Source organism: Pseudomonas sp. NFACC42-2, assembly GCF_900116055.1.
GTDB classification, from domain to species: Bacteria; Pseudomonadota; Gammaproteobacteria; order Pseudomonadales; family Pseudomonadaceae; genus Aquipseudomonas; species Aquipseudomonas marginalis.
In genome coordinates this window covers 546,921-564,567 of record NZ_FOZO01000001.1, presented here as the reverse complement: position 1 = coordinate 564,567, position 17,647 = coordinate 546,921, and the positions used below count along the sequence as shown (strand labels likewise).

The following is a 17,647-nucleotide window of genomic DNA, read 5'->3' as shown; positions in this document are numbered from 1 at the left end:
ATTGGCGAATCGCGGCGAGGAACTTGTTGAACCAGCCGGCCAGTTCGGCGGTTTCATCCTTGCCCTGCACCTGCAGTGCGTGACGCAGGTCGCCTTCGCCCTCGGCAATCGACTGCAAGCCGCTGCTGACCTGGCCGATGGGCTTGACGATCACTTTGGAAAACGCCGCCGCGAGCACGCCGAAGATCAGCACCAGCACGCCGACGATGACCGCTGTGAGGTAGGTCATGCGCGTGGCTTCGGCCATCACTTCGCGGTGCTCGATCAGGCCGATATAGCGCCAGCCCAGGCCGGGAGAGGTCCACACGTTGGCCATGTAGCGCACGCCGTCGATTTCCACCTCGGTAGAACCCTGGGACGTCTCGGCCAGGTGCGCATAGGCGGCGCCCAGGTCCTTGAGCGGCTTGAAACTGTGGGCGGCGTCGCGCGGGTCGACCAGCACCACGCCGTCTTCGATCAGCATCACGTAGCCGCTTTCGCCGAGCTTGATGCTCTTGACCAGTTCGGTGAGGTTCTTCAGCGACACGCTGACCACGAACACGCCCTTGGCTTTGCCGGCGTTATCCAGCAACGCCCGGGCAGTGCCCACCAGCGCCACATCGTCTTTGTCGTAGTAGTAAGCCGGCGTGCGCACGGTCTTGCCGGGGCTGGCCATCGCCGCCTTGTACCAGGGGCGCGTGCGTGGGTCGTACTTGGCCAGCTGCGGGTCATCCGGCCATTTGGCGTAGGTACCGTCTTCCAGGCCGATGGACAGGATCGCGGCGGCCGGGTGCGTGGCGCCGAAGCGTGCAAAGCGCTTGATCACATCCTGCGCCGCCGCCGGCATCGGCTGGCTGGCTGCATCGGCAGGCTGGTAATTCTTCAGAGAGTCCACGGAGGTGTATACAGGATCGGTGGCCATTTGATCGACGTTCTGCAGTGTGCCGTCGAAGAACTGGCGGATATTGCCATCGATCTGGCGGATTTCCCGGGTGCTGCCATCGATAAACTGATCCACCGCCTGGGTCCGTGTGTTCATCACGGAGATCACGGCCACCAGGCTTACCGGAATAAACGCCACAGAGACAAATGCCAGCACCAGCTTATTTTTTATTTTCATCGAGACGACCATCAGCGCAGAGGGTGGTCAAATCGTCCGCTCAGGAAAAACAGCGCGGCGATTTGCTATCACCGCTGTTTCGGCCCGGAGCCGGTAAATCTTTAGGGTTTTTTGTACACAATACAAAGTGCTTATTGTTCTGTATCCAATCAGTAGACATCACGCAGGTAACGCTTCTGTTCGCTCAACTGGCGCCAGTACTCCACCGCGCCCTCAACGCCAAGCCCGCCGTGGGTTTGCGCGACCTGGCGCAACGCCTGGTCGACGTCCTTGGCCATATGGCTGGCGTCCCCGCAGATATACAGCCTGGCGCCGTCCTGCAACCAGCGCCACAGCTCGGCCCCCTGTTCGTGGATGCGGTCCTGTACATAGATCTTTTGCGCCTGGTCGCGGGAGAACGCCAGGCTCAGGTGGGTGAGCAGGCCGTCGCGCTGCATGCCTTGCAGTTCATCCTGGTAATAGAAGTCGCTGGCCGCGTGCTGCTCGCCGAAGAACAGCCAGTTGCGGCCTTGGTGTCCCTGGGACCGACGTTCCTGCAAAAACGCGCGGAACGGCGCCACACCGGTGCCGGGGCCGATCATGATCATCGGCACGTCGCCGTCGGCCGGTGTGCGGAAGTGCTTGGACGGCTGCACGAACAACGGCACCTCGCTGTCTGCGGCGCGGTCGGCGAGGAAGGTCGAGGACACGCCCTTGCGCTTGCCATAGCGCACGGCGGCCACGGTGAGGTGCACTTCCTGCGGGTAGGCCTTGGCGCTGGAGGCGATTGAATACAAACGTGGTTGCAGGCGCTTGAGGGTGCCGAGCAGTTCGTCCGCCGAGCAATCGATGGGGTACTCGTGCAGCACATCCACCAATTGCCGGCCCCACAGCCAAGCCTGCAGTTCGGTCTTGTGCTCGGGGCTCAGCAGGCGCTTAAGGCCTGGGTTGGCACTGCGCTCGGCAATAAAGGCCAGGGTGTCGCTGCTGGGGCGGGCGATTTCGAAACGCTGGGTCAACGCCTGGTGCAGCGGTACATCGCCGAAGGTGTCGATGTTCACGCAGGCACTGGCATCCAGGCGCGTCAGGTCGAGCAGTTCGTTGACCAGTTCCGGGCAGTTGCGCGGCATCACTCCCAGGGCATCACCGGCTTCATAGCTCAGCCCGGAGTCGGTCAGGTCCAGGGCGAACTGGCGGGTTTCCTTGTGGGTGCTCTGCGGGTTCAGGTGCCGGTTGAGCAGCAGCCGTGAGCCATGCAGCTTGGTTTTGCCCGCCGGTGTGGCGGGTGGGGCGAGCGTCGCGGGTTTGGCCGGGTTGAGGCTGTGTTGCAACTGTGCCAGCCAGGCATAGGCGCGTTCTTCGAATTCGGTGTCGCAATCCACGCGCTCCAGCAGGCGGGTCGCGCCCAGCTCCAGCAGGCGCTGGTCAAGGCGTTTGCCGTGCTTGCAGAACTGGTCGTAATTCGGATCGCCCAGGGCCAGTACCGCAAAACGCAGCGACTCCAGGCGCATCTCGGCGGTGCTGAGGCTGTGCCAGAAGCCTTCGCCGTTGTCCGGTGGGTCGCCATCGCCGAAGGTGCTGCTGATCAGCGCCAGGTTTTGCGTGCTCGCCAGTTTGCTGGCCGGGAAGTCCGCCATCGCGCTGAGTTCCACGCTGATACCGGCGTCGCGCAGGCGCTTGGCGAATCGCTCGGCCAGGGCTTCGGCGTTACCGGTCTGGGAGGCCCATAACAGGGTGACGGCCGGGGAGGGCGTTGCGGCGATGGCGCTGACGTCTGCGCGGCTGAACAATCCGCCGAGCAAACCGTCCAGCCACAGTCGGGAATCCTTGGTCAGCGGCGCATGGGTTGGCATCACCGGCACACCCGCTGCCTGGCGCCCGGCGTCGGAGCGCAGACCGCTGAGGAAACCTGCGAGGTAAGTGCGTTCGCTGTCGCTCAGTGGCGGCGCCGGCAGGTTGCGGAGGCCGGCAATATCGGCGAAGGCGTCGAGGCGCGACATGGTGAGGTCCCCTGCTAAGGCGGGCAGGTCTTGCGAGACCGGCTCATCGAGAAACTGGTGATCGATCAACTCGACCCGGGCCAGGGCGACGGCACAGAACTTGAACTCGGGTTGCAGGGAAATCGGATCGACCGCGTCGTTGGTCACCGCGTTGATCGCCAGGTTTTCGCCAAATACATCGTTCCAGTGGAAAGGCGCAAAACAGTTGCCCGGCCGCACGCGGTCGGTGACCACCGCAGGCAGTACGGCACGCCCGCGCTGGGAGCGCACCTCCACGCGGTCCTTGTCCTGGATGCCCAGGCTGGCGGCATCTTCGGGGTGCAGTTCGACGAAGGGGCCGGGGTTGAGTTTGTTCAGGGTGGCGACCTTGCCGGTCTTGGTCAGGGTATGCCACTGGTGCTGCAAACGGCCGGTGTTGAGCACGAAAGGGAAGGCCTCATCCGGCATCTCCGCCGGCGGCATATGTGGGCGCGCCAGGAACTGGCCCTTGCCGTTCTCGGTGGCGAATCTGAGCGTGCCGGTATTCAGGTAGCGGATCGGGTTGCGGTCCGCGCCGGCGTCTGAAGCGCAGGGCCATTGCAGCGGTTGCGCGCGCAGCCGTGCATGGCTGGCGCCGCGAATGTCATAGCCGGTCTTGGGGTTCCAGGCGCGCTTGATCTCGTCGAAGACCTCGGCGGCGCTGGCATAGGTGAAGGCTTCGGCAAAGCCCATCTCGCAAGCGACCCTGGCGATGATCTGCCAGTCGGGCAAGGTCTGGCCCGGTGGTTCGACGGCTTTTTGCATCAGGGTCAGGTTGCGCTCGGAGTTGATCATCACCCCTTCGGCCTCGGCCCACAGCGCACCGGGCAGCAGGATGTCGGCGTAGCGGTTGGTCTCGGTGTCGAGGAAGGCGTCCTGGGTGATCACCAGTTCGGCGGCTTGCAGGCCTTCGATGACCTTGCGGCGATTGGGCGCGCTGGCCACCGGGTTGGTGCAGATGATCCAGCAGGCCTTGATCTGCCCCGCGCTCATCTGCTCGAACAGCGCCACGGTGCCGCCGCCGACCTGGCGCGGCAGGCTGCCTGGGGGGATCTGCCAGAGGTCTTCGATAAATGCGCGGTCGGCTTCCACCAGCAGCGAGCGCTGCCCCGGCAGGCCCGGCCCCATGTAGCCCATCTCACGGCCGCCCATGGCGTTGGGTTGGCCGGTGAGGGAAAACGGCCCGCTGCCGGGGCGGCAGATGGCGCCGGTGGCCAGGTGCAGGTTGCACAGGGCGTTGGTGTTCCAGGTGCCGTGGGTGCTTTGGTTGAGGCCCATGGTCCAGCAGCTCATCCACTCGGCGGCGGCGCCGATCCAGTCGGCGGCCTGGCGGATATCCGCTTCGGCCAGGCCGGTGATCTCGGCGACCGTGTGCGGCGGGTAGTCCTCGAGAAAGCCGGGCATGGCCTCCCAGCCCTCGGTGAAAGCGGCAATGAACGCGGGGTCGGTGTGGCCGTTCTTGACCAGCAGGTGCAACAGGCCATTGAGCAGGGCGAGGTCGGTGCCGGGTTTGATCGGCAGGTACAGGCCGGCCTTGTCCGCCGTGGCGCTGCGCCGTGGGTCGACCACGATCAGCTTGGCCCCGGCCTTGACCCGGTCCATCATGCGCAGGAACAGGATCGGGTGACAATCGGCCATATTGGCGCCGATCACGAAGAACAGGTCGGCGCGGTCGAAGTCTTCGTAGGAGCCCGGCGGCCCGTCGGCGCCGAGGGACAGCTTGTAGCCGCTGCCGGCGCTGGCCATGCACAGGCGTGAGTTGGACTCGACGTTGTGGGTGCGCACAAAGCCCTTGGCCAGTTTATTGATCAGGTACTGGGCCTCCAGGGACATTTGCCCTGACACATAAAAGGACAGGGCATCCGGCCCGTGGCTGTCGAGGATGCCGCGCAGGCGCCCGGCGGTTTCGCTGATGGCGGTGTCCATGGCGATGCGCACCGGGTCGTGGTCACGCTTCTCGCGCAGGTAGGCGTTTTCCATCCGGCCGGAGTCGGCGATGGCCTGCCCGCAGGTGGTGCCTTTGGTGCACAGGCGGCCGAAGTTGGTGGGGTGGGCCTTGTCACCGATGACCTTGACCACCTTATTGTGCTCGACCTGCATGATGATGCCGCAGCCCACACCACAATAGGGACACACACTGCGTACGCTTTGGTTTGCCATCCGTCACCCTCGAAACTTTTTCTGCCCGCCAACAAAAAAGCGCCCTGCAACCCTCCGTTGGAAACGGGGATTGCACGGCGCCTTTGTCGTGAATGGGCAATCAGCGTTGACTGCTCTGTGTGTGTTCCTAGCAAGTCACGCGCCAGTTTCTTAAGCACGGGCAATAAGCACAGGCAAATTGTGGCAAGCCCGCTCACCACAATAAGCCCGCTCTTCTGTGACCCTTTGATTTGTATCCGGGAATGCACTTTTTTGTCGCGGGATGCACCAGTTGGAGGCGCTGAAGTGTGCATTCAGATTCGATGAGTGCCGCTAGAAGGCGTCGCAGTAAGGCTCGCGACCAATTGGCACAGACCCTGCAAGCTCCCCCTCAACCCACCTCGGTCAACGACGATCGACAACAGGGGCATAAAGCGGTAGATCCGGCGCAGTCGCCGATCCGATCCCGCATAAGAACAGGCAAAGACGCCTGGAACCGCAAGGTTTCAGGCGTTTTTTTTTGCTTTTTAAACCGTGATGAACGTTGTCGGGTGCTTGCTATGAACAAACAGATGAAAACCCTGATCGTCGTCGGCAATGGCATGGTCGGCCACCATTGCGTGGAGCAATTGATCGAACGCGGCGCGCTGGATCACTACCGGTTGCACGTGTTCAGCGAAGAGCCGATGCGTGCCTATGACCGCGTGCATCTTTCCGAGTACTTCACCGGCCGCGATGCCGAGTCCCTGGCGTTGTCGGACGCCGCGTTGTACCAGACGCCGGGTGTCACCCTGCACCTGGGCGTACCGGTGCTGGAGATCGATCGCGAACGCTGTGAAGTGATCACCGCCCAGGGCTGCGTGGGCTACGACAAGCTGGTGCTGGCCACCGGCTCCTATCCGTTCGTGCCGCCGATCGAGGGCGCCGAAGGCGACTCGCGCCTGGTGTATCGCACCCTCGAAGACCTCGACGCCATCCGTGCCGCAGCCGCCAATGCGCGCCGTGGTGTGGTGGTGGGCGGTGGCCTGCTCGGCCTGGAAGCCGCCAACGCCCTGAAAAGCCTGGGCCTGGAAGCCCATGTGGTGGAGTTCGCGCCGCGCTTGATGCCGGTGCAGCTGGATGATTTTGGCGGCCTGGCCCTCAAGGCCCAGATCGAGCGGCTGGGCGTAGGTGTGCATCTGTCCCGCGCCACCCAGTCGATCAGTGCCGGCGAGCAGTACCGCTACCGCATGAACTTTGCCAATGACGAGTTCCTTGAAACCGACCTGGTCGTATTCTCCGCCGGGATCCGCGCCCAGGACGCCCTGGCTCGCCAGGCCGGCCTGGACATTGGCCCGCGCGGCGGCGTGGTGATCAACGACGAGTGCTTGAGCTGCGACCCCAACATCTACGCGATTGGCGAATGCGCTTCCTGGAACGGCAGCCTGTTCGGCCTGGTTGCGCCGGGTTACCAAATGGCCCGTGGCGTCGCCGCGCTGTTATGCGAGCACAGCGCCGAGCCCTTTGTCGGCGCCGACATGTCCACCAAGCTCAAGTTGCTGGGCGTGGACGTGGGCTCCATCGGCGACGCCCACGCCCATACACCGGGTGCGCGCAGCTACCAGTTCATCGACGAGGCAACTGCCAGCTATCGGCGCCTGGTGGTGGATGCGAGCGGCAAACACGTGATCGGCGCGGTGCTGGTCGGCGACAACAGCTACTACGACACCTTGCTGCAATACATGCAGAACAGCATCGCGCTGCCGGCCGAACCGGCCAGCCTGATCCTGCCATCGTCCAGCGGCGCACCGACCCTCGGCCCAGGCGCCTTGCCGGACTCGGCCACGGTGTGCTCGTGCCACAACGTCAACAAGGGCGCGATCTGCTCGGCCATCGACGCCGGGTGCAGCGACCTCGGCCTGCTCAAGTCGCAGACCAAGGCCTGCACCGGTTGCGGTGGTTGTGCCGGGCTGCTCAAGCAGGTGTTCGAGCACGAGCTGATTGCCCGTGGCGTCAGCGTCGACAAGAGCCTGTGCGAACACTTCGCCTACACCCGCCAGGAGTTGTATGCCCTGGTGCGTGTGGAAGGGGTACTCACGTTTGAAGAACTGCTGGCCAAACACGGTCGTGGCCACACCGGTTGCGATGTGTGCAAACCGGCGGTGGGGTCGATCCTGGCCTCGTGCTGGAACCAGCCGATCATGGACGCGTCCCTGGTGCCGCTGCAGGACACCAACGATACCTTCATGGCCAACATGCAGAAGAACGGCACCTACTCGGTAGTGCCACGTATTCCGGGCGGCGAGATCACCGCCGACAAGTTGATCGTGATTGGCGAAGTGGCGAAGAAATACGACCTCTACACCAAGATCACCGGCGGCCAGCGCATCGACCTGTTTGGCGCGCAACTGCACGAGTTGCCGGACATCTGGGCCGAGCTGATCGCGGCCGGGTTTGAAACCGGCCACGCCTATGGCAAGTCCACGCGCACGGTGAAGTCCTGCGTGGGCAGCACCTGGTGCCGCTACGGTGTGCAGGACAGCGTGAAAATGGCGCTGCTGATCGAGGACCGCTACAAGGGCCTGCGTTCGCCGCACAAGCTCAAGTTCGCGGTGTCCGGCTGCACCCGCGAATGCGCCGAGGCCCAGAGCAAGGACGTGGGCGTGATCGCCACCGAGAAGGGCTGGAACCTGTACATCGCCGGCAACGGCGGCATGCGCCCACGCCACGCCGAACTGTTCGCCACCGACTTGGATGACGCCACGCTGATCCAGTACATCGACCGCTTCCTGATGTTCTACATCCGCACCGCCGACAAGTTGCAACGCACCTCGGTCTGGCGCGAAAGCCTGGAAGGCGGCCTGGATTTCCTCAAGGACGTGATCCTGCACGACAGCCTGGGCCTGGGCGCCGAGCTTGAAGCGCAGATGCAACTGGTGGTCGACCGCTATGAATGCGAGTGGGCCAACGCCCTCAAGGACCCGGAAAAACTCAAGCGCTTCCGCACCTTCGTCAACGACAAACGCCCCGACCCGGACATCCACTTCGTCCAGGAACGCGGCCAGCGTCGGCCGATCATGGCCGCCGAACTCAACCTGATTCCCGTCACCGAGGAGCTTGCCTGATGAGCCAGTCCAACACGCAGCGCAACCTTGCCACCTGGAAAAGCGTGTGCAACGAGACCGACCTGGTGAGTAATTCCGGCGTCGTGGTGTGGCTGGACGGCGCCCAGGTCGCGCTGTTCTACCTGCCCGGCGCCCGGGACCAGACGCTGTACGCGATCGACAACCACGACCCGGAATCCGGCGCGAATGTGATCGGACGCGGGCTGGTCGGCAGCATCAAGGGCGACCTGGTGGTGGCTGCGCCGATCTATAAGCAGCATTACCGTTTGCACGACGGCCAATGCCTGGAGGCACCGCACCAGCGTTTGCGGGTGTGGCCGGTGCGGTTGAATGCTGGAGTGGTGGAAATAGGTCTGGGCTGACACGCCTCGGTCTGAATGTGGGAGGGGCGGTGCGACGATTCGACTTGCTCCCGATAGCGGAGTGTCAGTCAACTGATTCATTAGTTGATCCACCGTCATCGGGGGCAAGCCCCCTCCCACAATTGGGTCGTTTTACTGCTCTTTGCTGCAATCCCGCGGCGTGATGCCTTTCTCCTTGGCGTACTGCGCCGCCGAGGCTTCGATGATCGGCCGCAGCAAGGCGCGGTCGGCCTGTACCCAGTCGCTGATCAGGTTCCAGCGTTGGCCATCCCATTGCTGGAAGCGCACGGCGCCGCCGCCTTCGTGGTCGGCGCAGGAGAGTTTCAGCGGTTGCACCAGGCCCTTGGCGCCCAGGGCCTGCAGGCGTGCGTCGTCGAGGTTCAGGTGTTCGAAGCCCCAGCGTACCTGCTCGCCGGTCAGTGGTTTTTGCCCGTATTTTTCCTGGGCCAGGCGCAGGGCCTCGACGTTGAGGATGCCGTTGACCACGCCCAGGTTGTAATACACGGTGCCGAAACGCTTGGGGTCGGCCAGGTTGCCCTTGCCGGCGTCTACCACGCTTTGCTGGATACCTTGCAGCACCGGGAAGTCGGTGCCCGACGGGTGGGTGGTGATCGAGATAAAGCCCTTGGCGGCGGCACCGGCCGGTACCACGTCTTCTTCGGAGTTGCTCCAGATATTGCCGATGATGTGATCGGCCGGGTAGCCGACTTTCTGCGCGGACTTGAGCGCCACCGGGTTCATCACACCCCAGCCGCGCAGGATTACCCAGTCGGGCTTGAGGCGCCGGATGTTCAGCCACTGCGATTGCTGCTCGTTGCCGGGGTGCGGCACTTCCAGCAGGGTCAGTTCGAAGCCGGCGTTTTTCGCCAGGGTTTCGAGCACGCCATTGGTTTCCTTGCCGTAGGGCGAGCCGTGGTAGAGCACGGCGATTTTCTTGCCCTTGAGCTTGTCGGCGCCGCCTTCGCGTTGGCCGATGTAGTTGATGATCGCCGAGACTTCCGAATACGGGTTGAGCTGCAGCGGGAACACGTAGGGGAACACGCTGCCGTCGGTAGAGTCGGTGCGGCCATGGTTGATGGTGATCAGCGGCAGTTTGTCGGCGGTGGAGCGGTCCAGGGTGGCATAGGCGATGCCGACTGACAGCGGGTTGGTGGCGGCGGCCGGTGCACCGTTGAGCCCACCCTTGAGACGCTCGTAGCATTCGACGCCTTTTTCCACCACGTACTCGGTCTCGCACTCGCTCCAGGTCAGCTTGACGCCGTTCACCCCGCCTTTGGCATTGATGTATTGCAGGTAGTCGATAAAGCCACCGAAGAAACCGGTGCCGCCGGCGGCGTACGGGCCGACCCGGTAGCTCTGCAAGGGGAAGTATTGTTCGTTGGCAGCCTGGGCGCCGGCCGTGAGCCCGGCGGTGATCAGGGCCAGGCCCAAGGCCAGGCGGCGCAGCGATAAGCGGTGTGTCATGGAGGTCATTCCTGGGGGGTTATTGAGTTCAGTAACGCAGCGGCCAGACCCTGGCCCGTTGACGAAAGCGCTGCCACAGACGGGCCAGCCCCTCCGGTTCCTTGATCAAAAACGCGATGATCAGCGCGCCAAACAGCATCTTCTGGATGTTTTCCAGCTGTCCGGCATCCATCAGCCCAGCGGGCAACAGCGCGAAGAGATTGGCCAGCAGGATCGGGAACAACACGATGAATGCCGCGCCAAGGACGTTGCCGAGCACGCTGCCCAGGCCGCCGATAATGATGATGAACAGCACCTGGAACGAGCGGCTCAGGTCAAAGCCGTGGGGCTCCACCGTGCCCAGGTAGGCGAACGCCCACAGCGAACCGGCGATGCCCAGGTAGAAGCCGCTGATGGCAAACGCCAGCAGCTTGGCCTTCAACAGGCGAATGCCGATGACGGCAGCGGCGGTGTCCATGTCGCGCACCGCCATCCAGTTGCGGCCCAGTTCGCTGCGCACCAGGTTCTTGCCCAGCCAGAACAGCGTCACCACCACGGCCAGCGTCAGCACGTAGCGGCCGCGCGGTGAGCTGAAATCCAGCCCGGCAATCAGCAGCGGCGGTGAGGTGATCACGCCCGAGGCGTTGTCGTTGGTAAACCAGCTGAAGCGGGTGAGCACCCACTCCACCACGAACTGCGCGGCCAGGGTCGCCACCAGCAGGTAAAAGCCCTTGATGCGCAGGCTCGGCAAGCCGAAGAACACCGCCACCGCTGCGGCGATCACGCCGCCCAGGGCAAAGCTCACCAGCAGCGGCAGGCCGGGCACCCGCAACTGCAGGTTGTAGGCGGCAAACGCGCCCACCGCCATGAACGCCGCCGAGCCGAGGGAGAGTTGCCCGGCGTAGCCCGTCAGCAGGTTGAGCCCAAGCCCGGCCAGCGACAGCACCAGCAGCGGCACCAGGATCGCGCTGAACCAGTAGTCATTGCCCAGCCAGGGCACCGCAAAGAACGCCACGCCCAGCAGCAGCCACAGCGCGACGCGGTCCTGGCGCAGGCGAAAGGTGCGGCGCTCGGCCGCGTAGGAGGTGCTGATTTGACCGACTTCTTGATACAACATGCAGGCATTTCCCCAAGGACAATCAAACCCGTTCGATGGCACGCTCGCCGAACAACCCGGCAGGCCGCACCAGCAGGAACAGCAACGCGAGGACGTACGGCACCCAGTTCTCGATGCCGCTGCCGATGATCGGGCCGAGGTAGATCTCGGCGATCTTCTCCGCTGCGCCGATGATCAGGCCGCCGACAATCGCCCCGCCGATGGACGAGAACCCGCCGATGATCAGCACCGGCAGGGCCTTGAGCACCACCAGCGAGAGCGAGAACTGCACCCCCAGCCGCGCGCCCCAGAGCAGCCCCGCCACCAGGCCGACAAACCCGGCCACCGCCCACACCAGCGCCCAGATGCGCGGCAGGCGAATACCGATGGCCATGGACGCCAGCGGGTCATCGGCCACCGCACGCAACGACAGGCCCACCCGGGTCTTGTTGAACAGCAGCGACAGCACGATCACCAGCGCGGCGGCGGTGCCGGCGGCAAACAGGTCGAATTGCGAAAGCAGCATGCCGCGGATTTCCAGCGGCTCGTCGGCGATGCCCAGGTCGAGCCCGTGCACCTGCGCACCCCACAGGAACTGCGCAAAGCCCTCGATCATGTAGGACAGCCCAAGGGTCGCCATGAAGAGGATGATCGGTGGGCGATTGACCAAGGGCCGCAGCACCACTTTTTCGATCAGCAGCGCCAGCACCACCATGCTCGCCAGGGTGATCAGGAACGCCCAGGCAAACGGGAAGCCGCGCTCCAACAGGCTGACAAACGTCAGCGCGGCGAACAGCACCATGGCGCCCTGGGCAAAATTGAACACGCCGGAGGCCTTGTAGATCAGCACAAAACCAATCGCCACCAGGGCATACATCACGCCCGCCAGCAGCCCGCCGATCAGCACTTCGAAGAAAAATTCCATGCTCAGGTACCCAGGTAGGCGGCGATGACATCGGGGTTGGCGCGCACCTGTTGCGGGGTGCCGTCGCCGATCTTGCGACCGTAGTCGAGGACCACCACGTGGTCGCACAAGCCCATGACCACGCCGATGTCGTGCTCGATCAACACCACGGTGGTGCCGAACTCGCGGTTGATGTCGCGGATGAACTGGCTCATCTGGGCTTTCTCCTGGGCGTTCATGCCGGCCATGGGCTCGTCGAGCAACAGCAGGGTCGGTTCGGCGGCCAGGGCGCGGGCCAGTTCGACGCGTTTTTGCAGGCCATAGGGCAGGGTGCCGACCAGCACATGGCGCCAGGGATGGATCTGCAGGAAGGCAATCACCTTTTCCGCGTGCAGGCGGTGCGCGTCGTCCTCCCGTGGCGCGCGGCCCAGGCGCAGCATCTGTTCCAGCCAACTGCTGCGGCGCTTGAGGTTGCGCCCGGTGAGCACGTTGTCGAGCACGCTCATGCCCTTGAACAGCGCGATATTCTGGAAGGTCCGCGCAATCCCGCCTTCGGCCGCCTGGTGCGCACGCATGCGCCGCCGGGTCTGGCCGGCGTAGCGGATGCTGCCGCCCTGGGGGTGGTAGACGCCGTTGATCACATTGAGCAGCGAGCTTTTACCCGCGCCGTTGGGGCCGATCAGGCCGCAGATGTCACCGGCCTTGACCTCGAAACTGATGGAGGTGATGGCCTTGATGCCCTTGAACGACAGGGAAATGTCATCGAGCCGCAGTAATACCGCTTCAGTGGGTGTGTGCATGGAAGGCTCGTCAGGCAGATTGAGGCAGCAAGTGGTCGCTGGGTTCGTGGCGGGTGGACGGCTCTTGCCAATGGCCGGGACGAATACCCAGGGCCGCAAAGAAGGCGGCACTTTCCGGATGCAGTGGCGGCCCGACCAGCAAGGGCACGCGCAGGCGGCTCATGCCCAGCACATCCAGCAACGGGCGACGCACCAGCCAATGGCCCAGCCAGCGGCGCACGGGGGAGGGTGTCGGCTGCATGGCCCAGTCGTATAAACGATGGCTGAAGCTGCCCGGCAGTGGCAGGCGTTCACGCACCCATTGCTCCAGGCGCCCATAGGATTCGCGGGTGCCCAGCACCAGGGTCGGGCCCAGCTCGCGGCGGTCGGTGTCACGGGTGGCCAGGGCCTCGGGGAAGTTCAGCCGAAAGCCGGCGTGCAGCCAGGGCGCGAGCAGGTAGCGTGCCTGTCCGCTGGCGGCAAACACCCGTGCGGCGAGGGCTTCGTCGTCGGCGCCGAGGTGTTCGCGGTCGACCAGCGTCCGGCCGCCCGCGAGCAGTTGCCCATGGGTCAAGTGCAGGGAGGTGTCGGTATGAAAGACGAAGGCGATGTCGCTCGGCTGCGGGGCGTGGACGGGTGGCGGTGCATCGGTACGCAGCTCGGCATAGTCGATCAAATCGGCGTCTGCGAACTGGCTCAGGCCACGCCCGTCAAGAAACACCACCACCCCGCGTTCACCGAGTTGTTGCAGCGCTTCCAGGTCTTGCACGAGCACGAAGCGCGGTCGCAGCCCGGCCAGCAGCGCCCGGTTGTCGCGGTCCGGGTCCAGCAGCGTCACGCTGGCGCCCAGCCATTGCGCGGCCAGCGCCAGCAGCAACGCTTCGGGGCGCGCCTGGCTGAGGATCAACAGGTTATCGTCAGGCCCGAAGCGGCGCTGATGCAAGGCGGCGGCGAGCTGGCTGACCTCGTCAGCCACCGCGCTCCAGCTGCGCTCATGCCAGATACCCAGGCGCTTGAAGCGCAAGGCAATCGCCGACCCTCGGGTGTGGGCTTGGCGCAACAGCGCCTGGGGCAGTGTCTGGGGCATGGGGGTATCCTTCGTCAGTATGCGAAGGCGATTGCACGCGTCATGCCAGAGGATTAAATGCTTTTATTTCAAGGGGATATCTGGATTTTTGGGGGAGGAGGCGTGTGTTGATTCAGCACAAGCTGTCCAAGCAGTGTTGTTGGGCCAACAGCGATGGGGCCATTGCTGGAGCGCTACCTGTCGCCGGCAGGGCTCCAGCTTGTCACGCCGGGATAAGCCCCGCGTCCCGATAACTCTGGACCAGTTCGTCGTACAAACCGAGATCGGCCCGGGTGCGGGCAATCAACTGCGCGCCGGCAATGGCGGTGTAGATGGCACGCGCGCGACGCTCGCATGCCTCTGTATTGCCGGGTTCGATCTCGGCAAGCAGCGCCGCCAGCCAGGCTACGTTGATATTGGCAAACGTCAGTATCTCTTCCTTCACCGGCTCGGGCAGGTCCTTATATTCGGCCGCCATAAAACTGGACAGGCACAAGCGGTTGCCGTCTTCGAGTGATTTCCGAAAGATGCTCGGATAAGCACGCAGGCACTGCAGCGGATCCGGGTTCTCGCTGCGTATCGCCGCGAGGGCGCTGGCGGCGTCTTCCCAATAGCGCCTGGCAACGGCTGCGCCGAGATCGGCTTTGCTCGGGAAGTGGTAATAGATACTGGCGTTCTTGATCCCCACCGTTTCGCCGATGCTGCGGAAGTTGATGCCACTGTAGCCGTAGTGCTGAGCGGCGAGTTTGGCGGCTTCCAGAATCGCTTCGCGGGCATTTTCACTCACGTGTGGATTGCTCTTAAATGTGGGGAGGGGCGAATTCTACGCTGATAAGGTTTTACCTGCCAACTGGTAGGTAATGCTTGACGGCCTGAAATAATACCTTCAGTCTCTACCTACCATTTGACAGGTAGGCGAGCAGATCATGACGTTCCAACAACCACAACCCCACGTATCCCAACCGCCGTTGATGAAGATTTATGATTGGTACAACGGCCCCTATCCAGCGCGTGTTCGTATTGCGCTGGCCGAGAAAGATCTGTTGCCGCGCGTTGAGTTCGTGTCGGTCAACCTATGGAAAGGGGAGCACAAACAACCTGAGTTCCTGGCCCTCAACTACTCCGGCACCCTGCCAGTGCTGCAACTGGACGACGGCACGTTCATCGCTGAATGCACGGCTATCACCCAGTACCTGGACACGCTCGATGGCAACCCGACCCTCACCGGCAGGACGCCGACCGAGCAAGGCTTGATCCACATGATGACCAAGCGCGCAGAGATTGAATTGATGGATGCGGTCAGCGTGTATTTCCATCATGCCACCCCTGGGCTTGGGCCTGAGGTCGAGCTTTATCAGAACGCCGAATGGGGCATGCGCATGCGGGACAAGGCGGTCAGGGGGATGCACTATTTCGATAACGTGCTCAAGACCCGCGATTTTGTGGCGGGCGACGCCTTCTCAATGGCCGATATCGCGTTACTCGGCGGCATGATCTTCGCGGACCTGGTGCAATTGCCCGTGCCGCAGACGTGTGAAGCCCTGCGCGCCTGGCAGGCCAGGGTCAACGAGCGACCTAGCGTTCAGGCCTGGCGTGCAATGGTTGCACAACCGCACTGAGGCCAACGGCCCGCATAGCTGCCGCCAGCCCGGCCGCTGCGCTGGTGAGGGGCAGCGGGCCGGCCGTTACCTGCACGGCGGCCGCGCTCATCGACGCCTGGCCCAGCGCAACCCGTGTCATTCCATCCCTATAGGCGGCATCGGCAGCTCTGGCGATTGTCGCCAGGTAGCCGTCGATGTCACCCGCCTTGAACAAGCGCCATGCCCCCGGAACCAGCCGCACTTCGACGGCCGCGTTCGATTGCAGCGCGGCCTTTTGAAACAGCCGCGCGGTAGGTTCGAGGGTGGTTTCCACCGCGCACAGCACCGCAATTTTTCCGCCATCCTGCACCGCCGAGGCGGCCAGCGCTTCGTCTGTCCTCAGGATCGGGACACTCCTGGAGATACCTTCAACAACCGGACCCAGGGTCGAGCAGGTGAGCAGCACGGCGTCGGCCTGTTCAGCCAGTGCAAGCAGGGCTGATGCGGTGGATGCGCAGATGTCGGCGCTCAGATGGCCGGCGTTTTCGGCAGCAGCCAATAGGTCGGCGCGCACTTCATGGCGTAGCACATCAGCGCCGATACCCAGTGCTTTCGCGGCGGTGTCAAAGACGCTGATGTTGCTGGCTGCGGTATGAAGGCAGGCGATGCGCATGGGCTGTTTCCAGTGCTGAAAATGTCGACGATGGTTAAGATGCAGCCCGCACTCACCTAACGCAAGGACAGGGTATGCCGCTGATCATGGAACGCGTAGAACAGGCCCGCAACGGCACTAACGACAAAGTCATCTGCCGCATGCCCTCAGGCTGGGCAGTGATGGGCGATGTGCAATTCCTGCCTGGCTACTGCCTGCTATTGCCCGACCCGGTGGTCGCCAGCCTGAACGACCTGGATGCCGACGCCCGTGCGACCTACCTGCTCGACATGGCGCGCATCGGCGACGCGGTGCTGCAAGCCAGCCGTGCGTTGCGTATCAACTACGAGATCCTGGGCAATTCGGAGCCGGAGTTGCATTGCCATATTTTCCCGCGCTACGCCTCGGAACCGGATGACAAGCGCAAGATGCCCGTTTGGTTTTATGACTGGAAAAATGCGTTGCCGTACGCGGAAGACGTGCATGGGGAGCTGCGTAAGGCTATCGCGCAATTACTGGCAGGCTGATGCGTTTACCCTGCGATGTCGTTCAGTTCTGCCAGCACGTCGTCCGTCAGGTCCAGTTCGGCTACGGCGAGGTTTTCTCGTAAATGAGCGACCGATGAGGTCCCCGGAATCAGCAGGATATTCGCTGAGCGACGCAGCAACCACGCCAGGGCCAGTTGCTTTGGCGTTACGCCCAGGCGCTGGGCAACGTTGGTCAGTGTCGATGATTGGACCGGGGTAAATCCGCCTAGGGGGAAGAACGGTACATAGGCGATGCCGTCCCTGGCCAGCTCATCGATCAAGGCGTTGTCGTGTTGGTGGGCGATGTTGTACAGGTTCTGCACGCAGACGAACTCAATCAGGCCACGGGCTTCGGCCACTTGCGTCGGCGTGACGTTGCTGATGCCGATATGGCGTACCAGGCCCTGCTGTTGCAGTTCGGCGAGTGCGGCCAGGGGCGCTGCGATCGAGCCTTCTGCCGTGCCCATCAGGTTGTGGGTGCAACGGAAATTGACCACATCCAGCACGTCCAGGCCCAGGTTACGCAAGTTGTCATGCACGGCCTGGGTCAGTTCCGCCTTCGATGCTGCGCCATGCCATCCACCTTGATCGTCGCGACGGGCGCCGATCTTGGTGACGATCGTGAGGTCGTCCCGGTAAGGATGCAGCGCCTCGCGGATAATTTGGTTGGTGACGTGCGGTCCGTAGAAATCGCTGGTATCGATATGATTCACACCGGCTGCGACGGCCTCACGCAGTACCGCCAGGGCCGCATCCCGGTCCTTGGGCGGGCCGAATACACCCGGCCCAGCCAGTTGCATTGTGCCGTAGCCGATGCGGTTGACCTTATGGTCGCCAAGGGTGAAGGTGCCGCTGCTTGCCAGGTTGCTCATGACTGCTGCTCTTGCTTGAACTGAATA

At 63.4% G+C, this 17,647-nt stretch carries 13 protein-coding genes and 1 pseudogene; 4 read left to right on the top strand and 10 right to left on the bottom strand.

From position 1 onward, the window contains the following. Window positions 1-13: 13 nt before the first annotated feature. Window positions 14-1,018 (bottom strand): annotated as a pseudogene (locus tag BM416_RS31085) (cache domain-containing protein); the annotation flags it as partial. A gap of 230 nt (window positions 1,019-1,248) precedes the next feature. Further along, window positions 1,249-5,256, bottom strand: a complete 4,008-nt coding sequence (locus tag BM416_RS02540; protein WP_092485018.1) for a bifunctional nitrate reductase/sulfite reductase flavoprotein subunit alpha — start codon at window positions 5,254-5,256, stop codon at window positions 1,249-1,251. A 539-nt stretch (window positions 5,257-5,795) separates the two neighbouring features. Between BM416_RS02540 and nirB the strand changes: the two genes are divergently transcribed. Together nirB and nirD are read left to right on the top strand one after the other, a co-directional pair. Further along, the gene (gene nirB / locus BM416_RS02535) at window positions 5,796-8,339 is read left to right on the top strand and encodes a nitrite reductase large subunit NirB (RefSeq protein ID WP_092485015.1); all 2,544 of its coding nucleotides are present in this window, start codon (window positions 5,796-5,798) and stop codon (window positions 8,337-8,339) included. Then, window positions 8,339-8,701 carry a nitrite reductase small subunit NirD gene (gene nirD, locus BM416_RS02530; protein WP_092485012.1) on the top strand — a complete coding sequence of 121 codons (363 nt, stop codon included), beginning with the start codon at window positions 8,339-8,341 and terminating at the stop codon, window positions 8,699-8,701. The genes nirB and nirD overlap by 1 nt, the downstream gene beginning before the upstream one ends. Before the next feature lie 132 nt (window positions 8,702-8,833). Here the strand turns inward: nirD and BM416_RS02525 are convergent, their stop codons facing one another. The 6 genes from BM416_RS02525 to BM416_RS02500 all read right to left on the bottom strand — a co-directional run bounded on the left by BM416_RS02525 (window position 8,834) and on the right by BM416_RS02500 (window position 14,776). Further along, entirely contained in the window at window positions 8,834-10,165 is a 1,332-nt protein-coding gene (locus tag BM416_RS02525) for an ABC transporter substrate-binding protein (protein WP_092485010.1), read from the bottom strand. Between the two features lie 28 nt (window positions 10,166-10,193). Then, window positions 10,194-11,261 (bottom strand): branched-chain amino acid ABC transporter permease, encoded by a 1,068-nt coding sequence (locus BM416_RS02520; RefSeq protein WP_027608468.1) that lies wholly within the window; start codon window positions 11,259-11,261, stop codon window positions 10,194-10,196. 22 nt (window positions 11,262-11,283) lie between these two features. Then, entirely contained in the window at window positions 11,284-12,165 is an 882-nt protein-coding gene (locus BM416_RS02515; RefSeq protein WP_053139125.1) for a branched-chain amino acid ABC transporter permease, read from the bottom strand. A 2-nt stretch (window positions 12,166-12,167) separates the two neighbouring features. After that, on the bottom strand, window positions 12,168-12,944 hold the full coding sequence (locus BM416_RS02510) for an ABC transporter ATP-binding protein (RefSeq protein ID WP_092485007.1): 777 nt from the start codon (window positions 12,942-12,944) through the stop codon (window positions 12,168-12,170). Between the two features lie 10 nt (window positions 12,945-12,954). Further along, entirely contained in the window at window positions 12,955-14,010 is a 1,056-nt protein-coding gene (locus BM416_RS02505; protein WP_092485004.1) for an AMP-binding protein, read from the bottom strand. Between the two features lie 202 nt (window positions 14,011-14,212). Then, a complete protein-coding gene (locus BM416_RS02500) occupies window positions 14,213-14,776 on the bottom strand; it encodes a TetR/AcrR family transcriptional regulator (RefSeq protein WP_092485001.1) in 564 nt (187 codons plus the stop codon). A 139-nt stretch (window positions 14,777-14,915) separates the two neighbouring features. Here BM416_RS02500 and BM416_RS02495 point away from each other — a divergent pair, with 139 nt between their 5' ends. Next, the gene (locus tag BM416_RS02495; RefSeq protein WP_092484998.1) at window positions 14,916-15,608 is read left to right on the top strand and encodes a glutathione S-transferase family protein; all 693 of its coding nucleotides are present in this window, start codon (window positions 14,916-14,918) and stop codon (window positions 15,606-15,608) included. On the opposite strand, the gene BM416_RS02490 is transcribed toward BM416_RS02495, so the two are convergent. Further along, on the bottom strand, window positions 15,565-16,242 hold the full coding sequence (locus BM416_RS02490; protein ID WP_092484996.1) for an aspartate/glutamate racemase family protein: 678 nt from the start codon (window positions 16,240-16,242) through the stop codon (window positions 15,565-15,567). The two genes, BM416_RS02495 and BM416_RS02490, sit on opposite strands and share 44 nt — an antisense overlap. Before the next feature lie 74 nt (window positions 16,243-16,316). On the opposite strand from BM416_RS02490, the gene BM416_RS02485 reads away from it, so the two are divergent. After that, complete coding sequence (locus BM416_RS02485) at window positions 16,317-16,748, top strand: HIT family protein (RefSeq protein ID WP_092484993.1); 432 nt, start codon at window positions 16,317-16,319, stop codon at window positions 16,746-16,748. A 5-nt stretch (window positions 16,749-16,753) separates the two neighbouring features. On the opposite strand, the gene BM416_RS02480 is transcribed toward BM416_RS02485, so the two are convergent. Beyond that, window positions 16,754-17,620 (bottom strand): aldo/keto reductase family oxidoreductase, encoded by an 867-nt coding sequence (locus BM416_RS02480; protein WP_065942111.1) that lies wholly within the window; start codon window positions 17,618-17,620, stop codon window positions 16,754-16,756. Between the last annotated feature and the right edge of the window lie 27 nt (window positions 17,621-17,647).

Coding starts and splice junctions, on each gene's coding strand:
- nirD (WP_092485012.1), top strand. CDS start 8,339: ATGAGCCAGTCCAACACGCAGCGCAACCTTGCCACCTGGAAAAGCGTG.
- BM416_RS02505 (WP_092485004.1), bottom strand. CDS start 14,010: ATGCCCCAGACACTGCCCCAGGCGCTGTTGCGCCAAGCCCACACCCGA.
- BM416_RS02480 (WP_065942111.1), bottom strand. CDS start 17,620: ATGAGCAACCTGGCAAGCAGCGGCACCTTCACCCTTGGCGACCATAAG.
- BM416_RS02510 (WP_092485007.1), bottom strand. CDS start 12,944: ATGCACACACCCACTGAAGCGGTATTACTGCGGCTCGATGACATTTCC.
- BM416_RS02495 (WP_092484998.1), top strand. CDS start 14,916: ATGACGTTCCAACAACCACAACCCCACGTATCCCAACCGCCGTTGATG.
- BM416_RS02520 (WP_027608468.1), bottom strand. CDS start 11,261: ATGTTGTATCAAGAAGTCGGTCAAATCAGCACCTCCTACGCGGCCGAG.
- BM416_RS02490 (WP_092484996.1), bottom strand. CDS start 16,242: ATGCGCATCGCCTGCCTTCATACCGCAGCCAGCAACATCAGCGTCTTT.
- BM416_RS02540 (WP_092485018.1), bottom strand. CDS start 5,256: ATGGCAAACCAAAGCGTACGCAGTGTGTGTCCCTATTGTGGTGTGGGC.
- BM416_RS02525 (WP_092485010.1), bottom strand. CDS start 10,165: ATGACACACCGCTTATCGCTGCGCCGCCTGGCCTTGGGCCTGGCCCTG.
- BM416_RS02515 (WP_053139125.1), bottom strand. CDS start 12,165: ATGGAATTTTTCTTCGAAGTGCTGATCGGCGGGCTGCTGGCGGGCGTG.
- BM416_RS02485 (WP_092484993.1), top strand. CDS start 16,317: ATGCCGCTGATCATGGAACGCGTAGAACAGGCCCGCAACGGCACTAAC.
- nirB (WP_092485015.1), top strand. CDS start 5,796: ATGAACAAACAGATGAAAACCCTGATCGTCGTCGGCAATGGCATGGTC.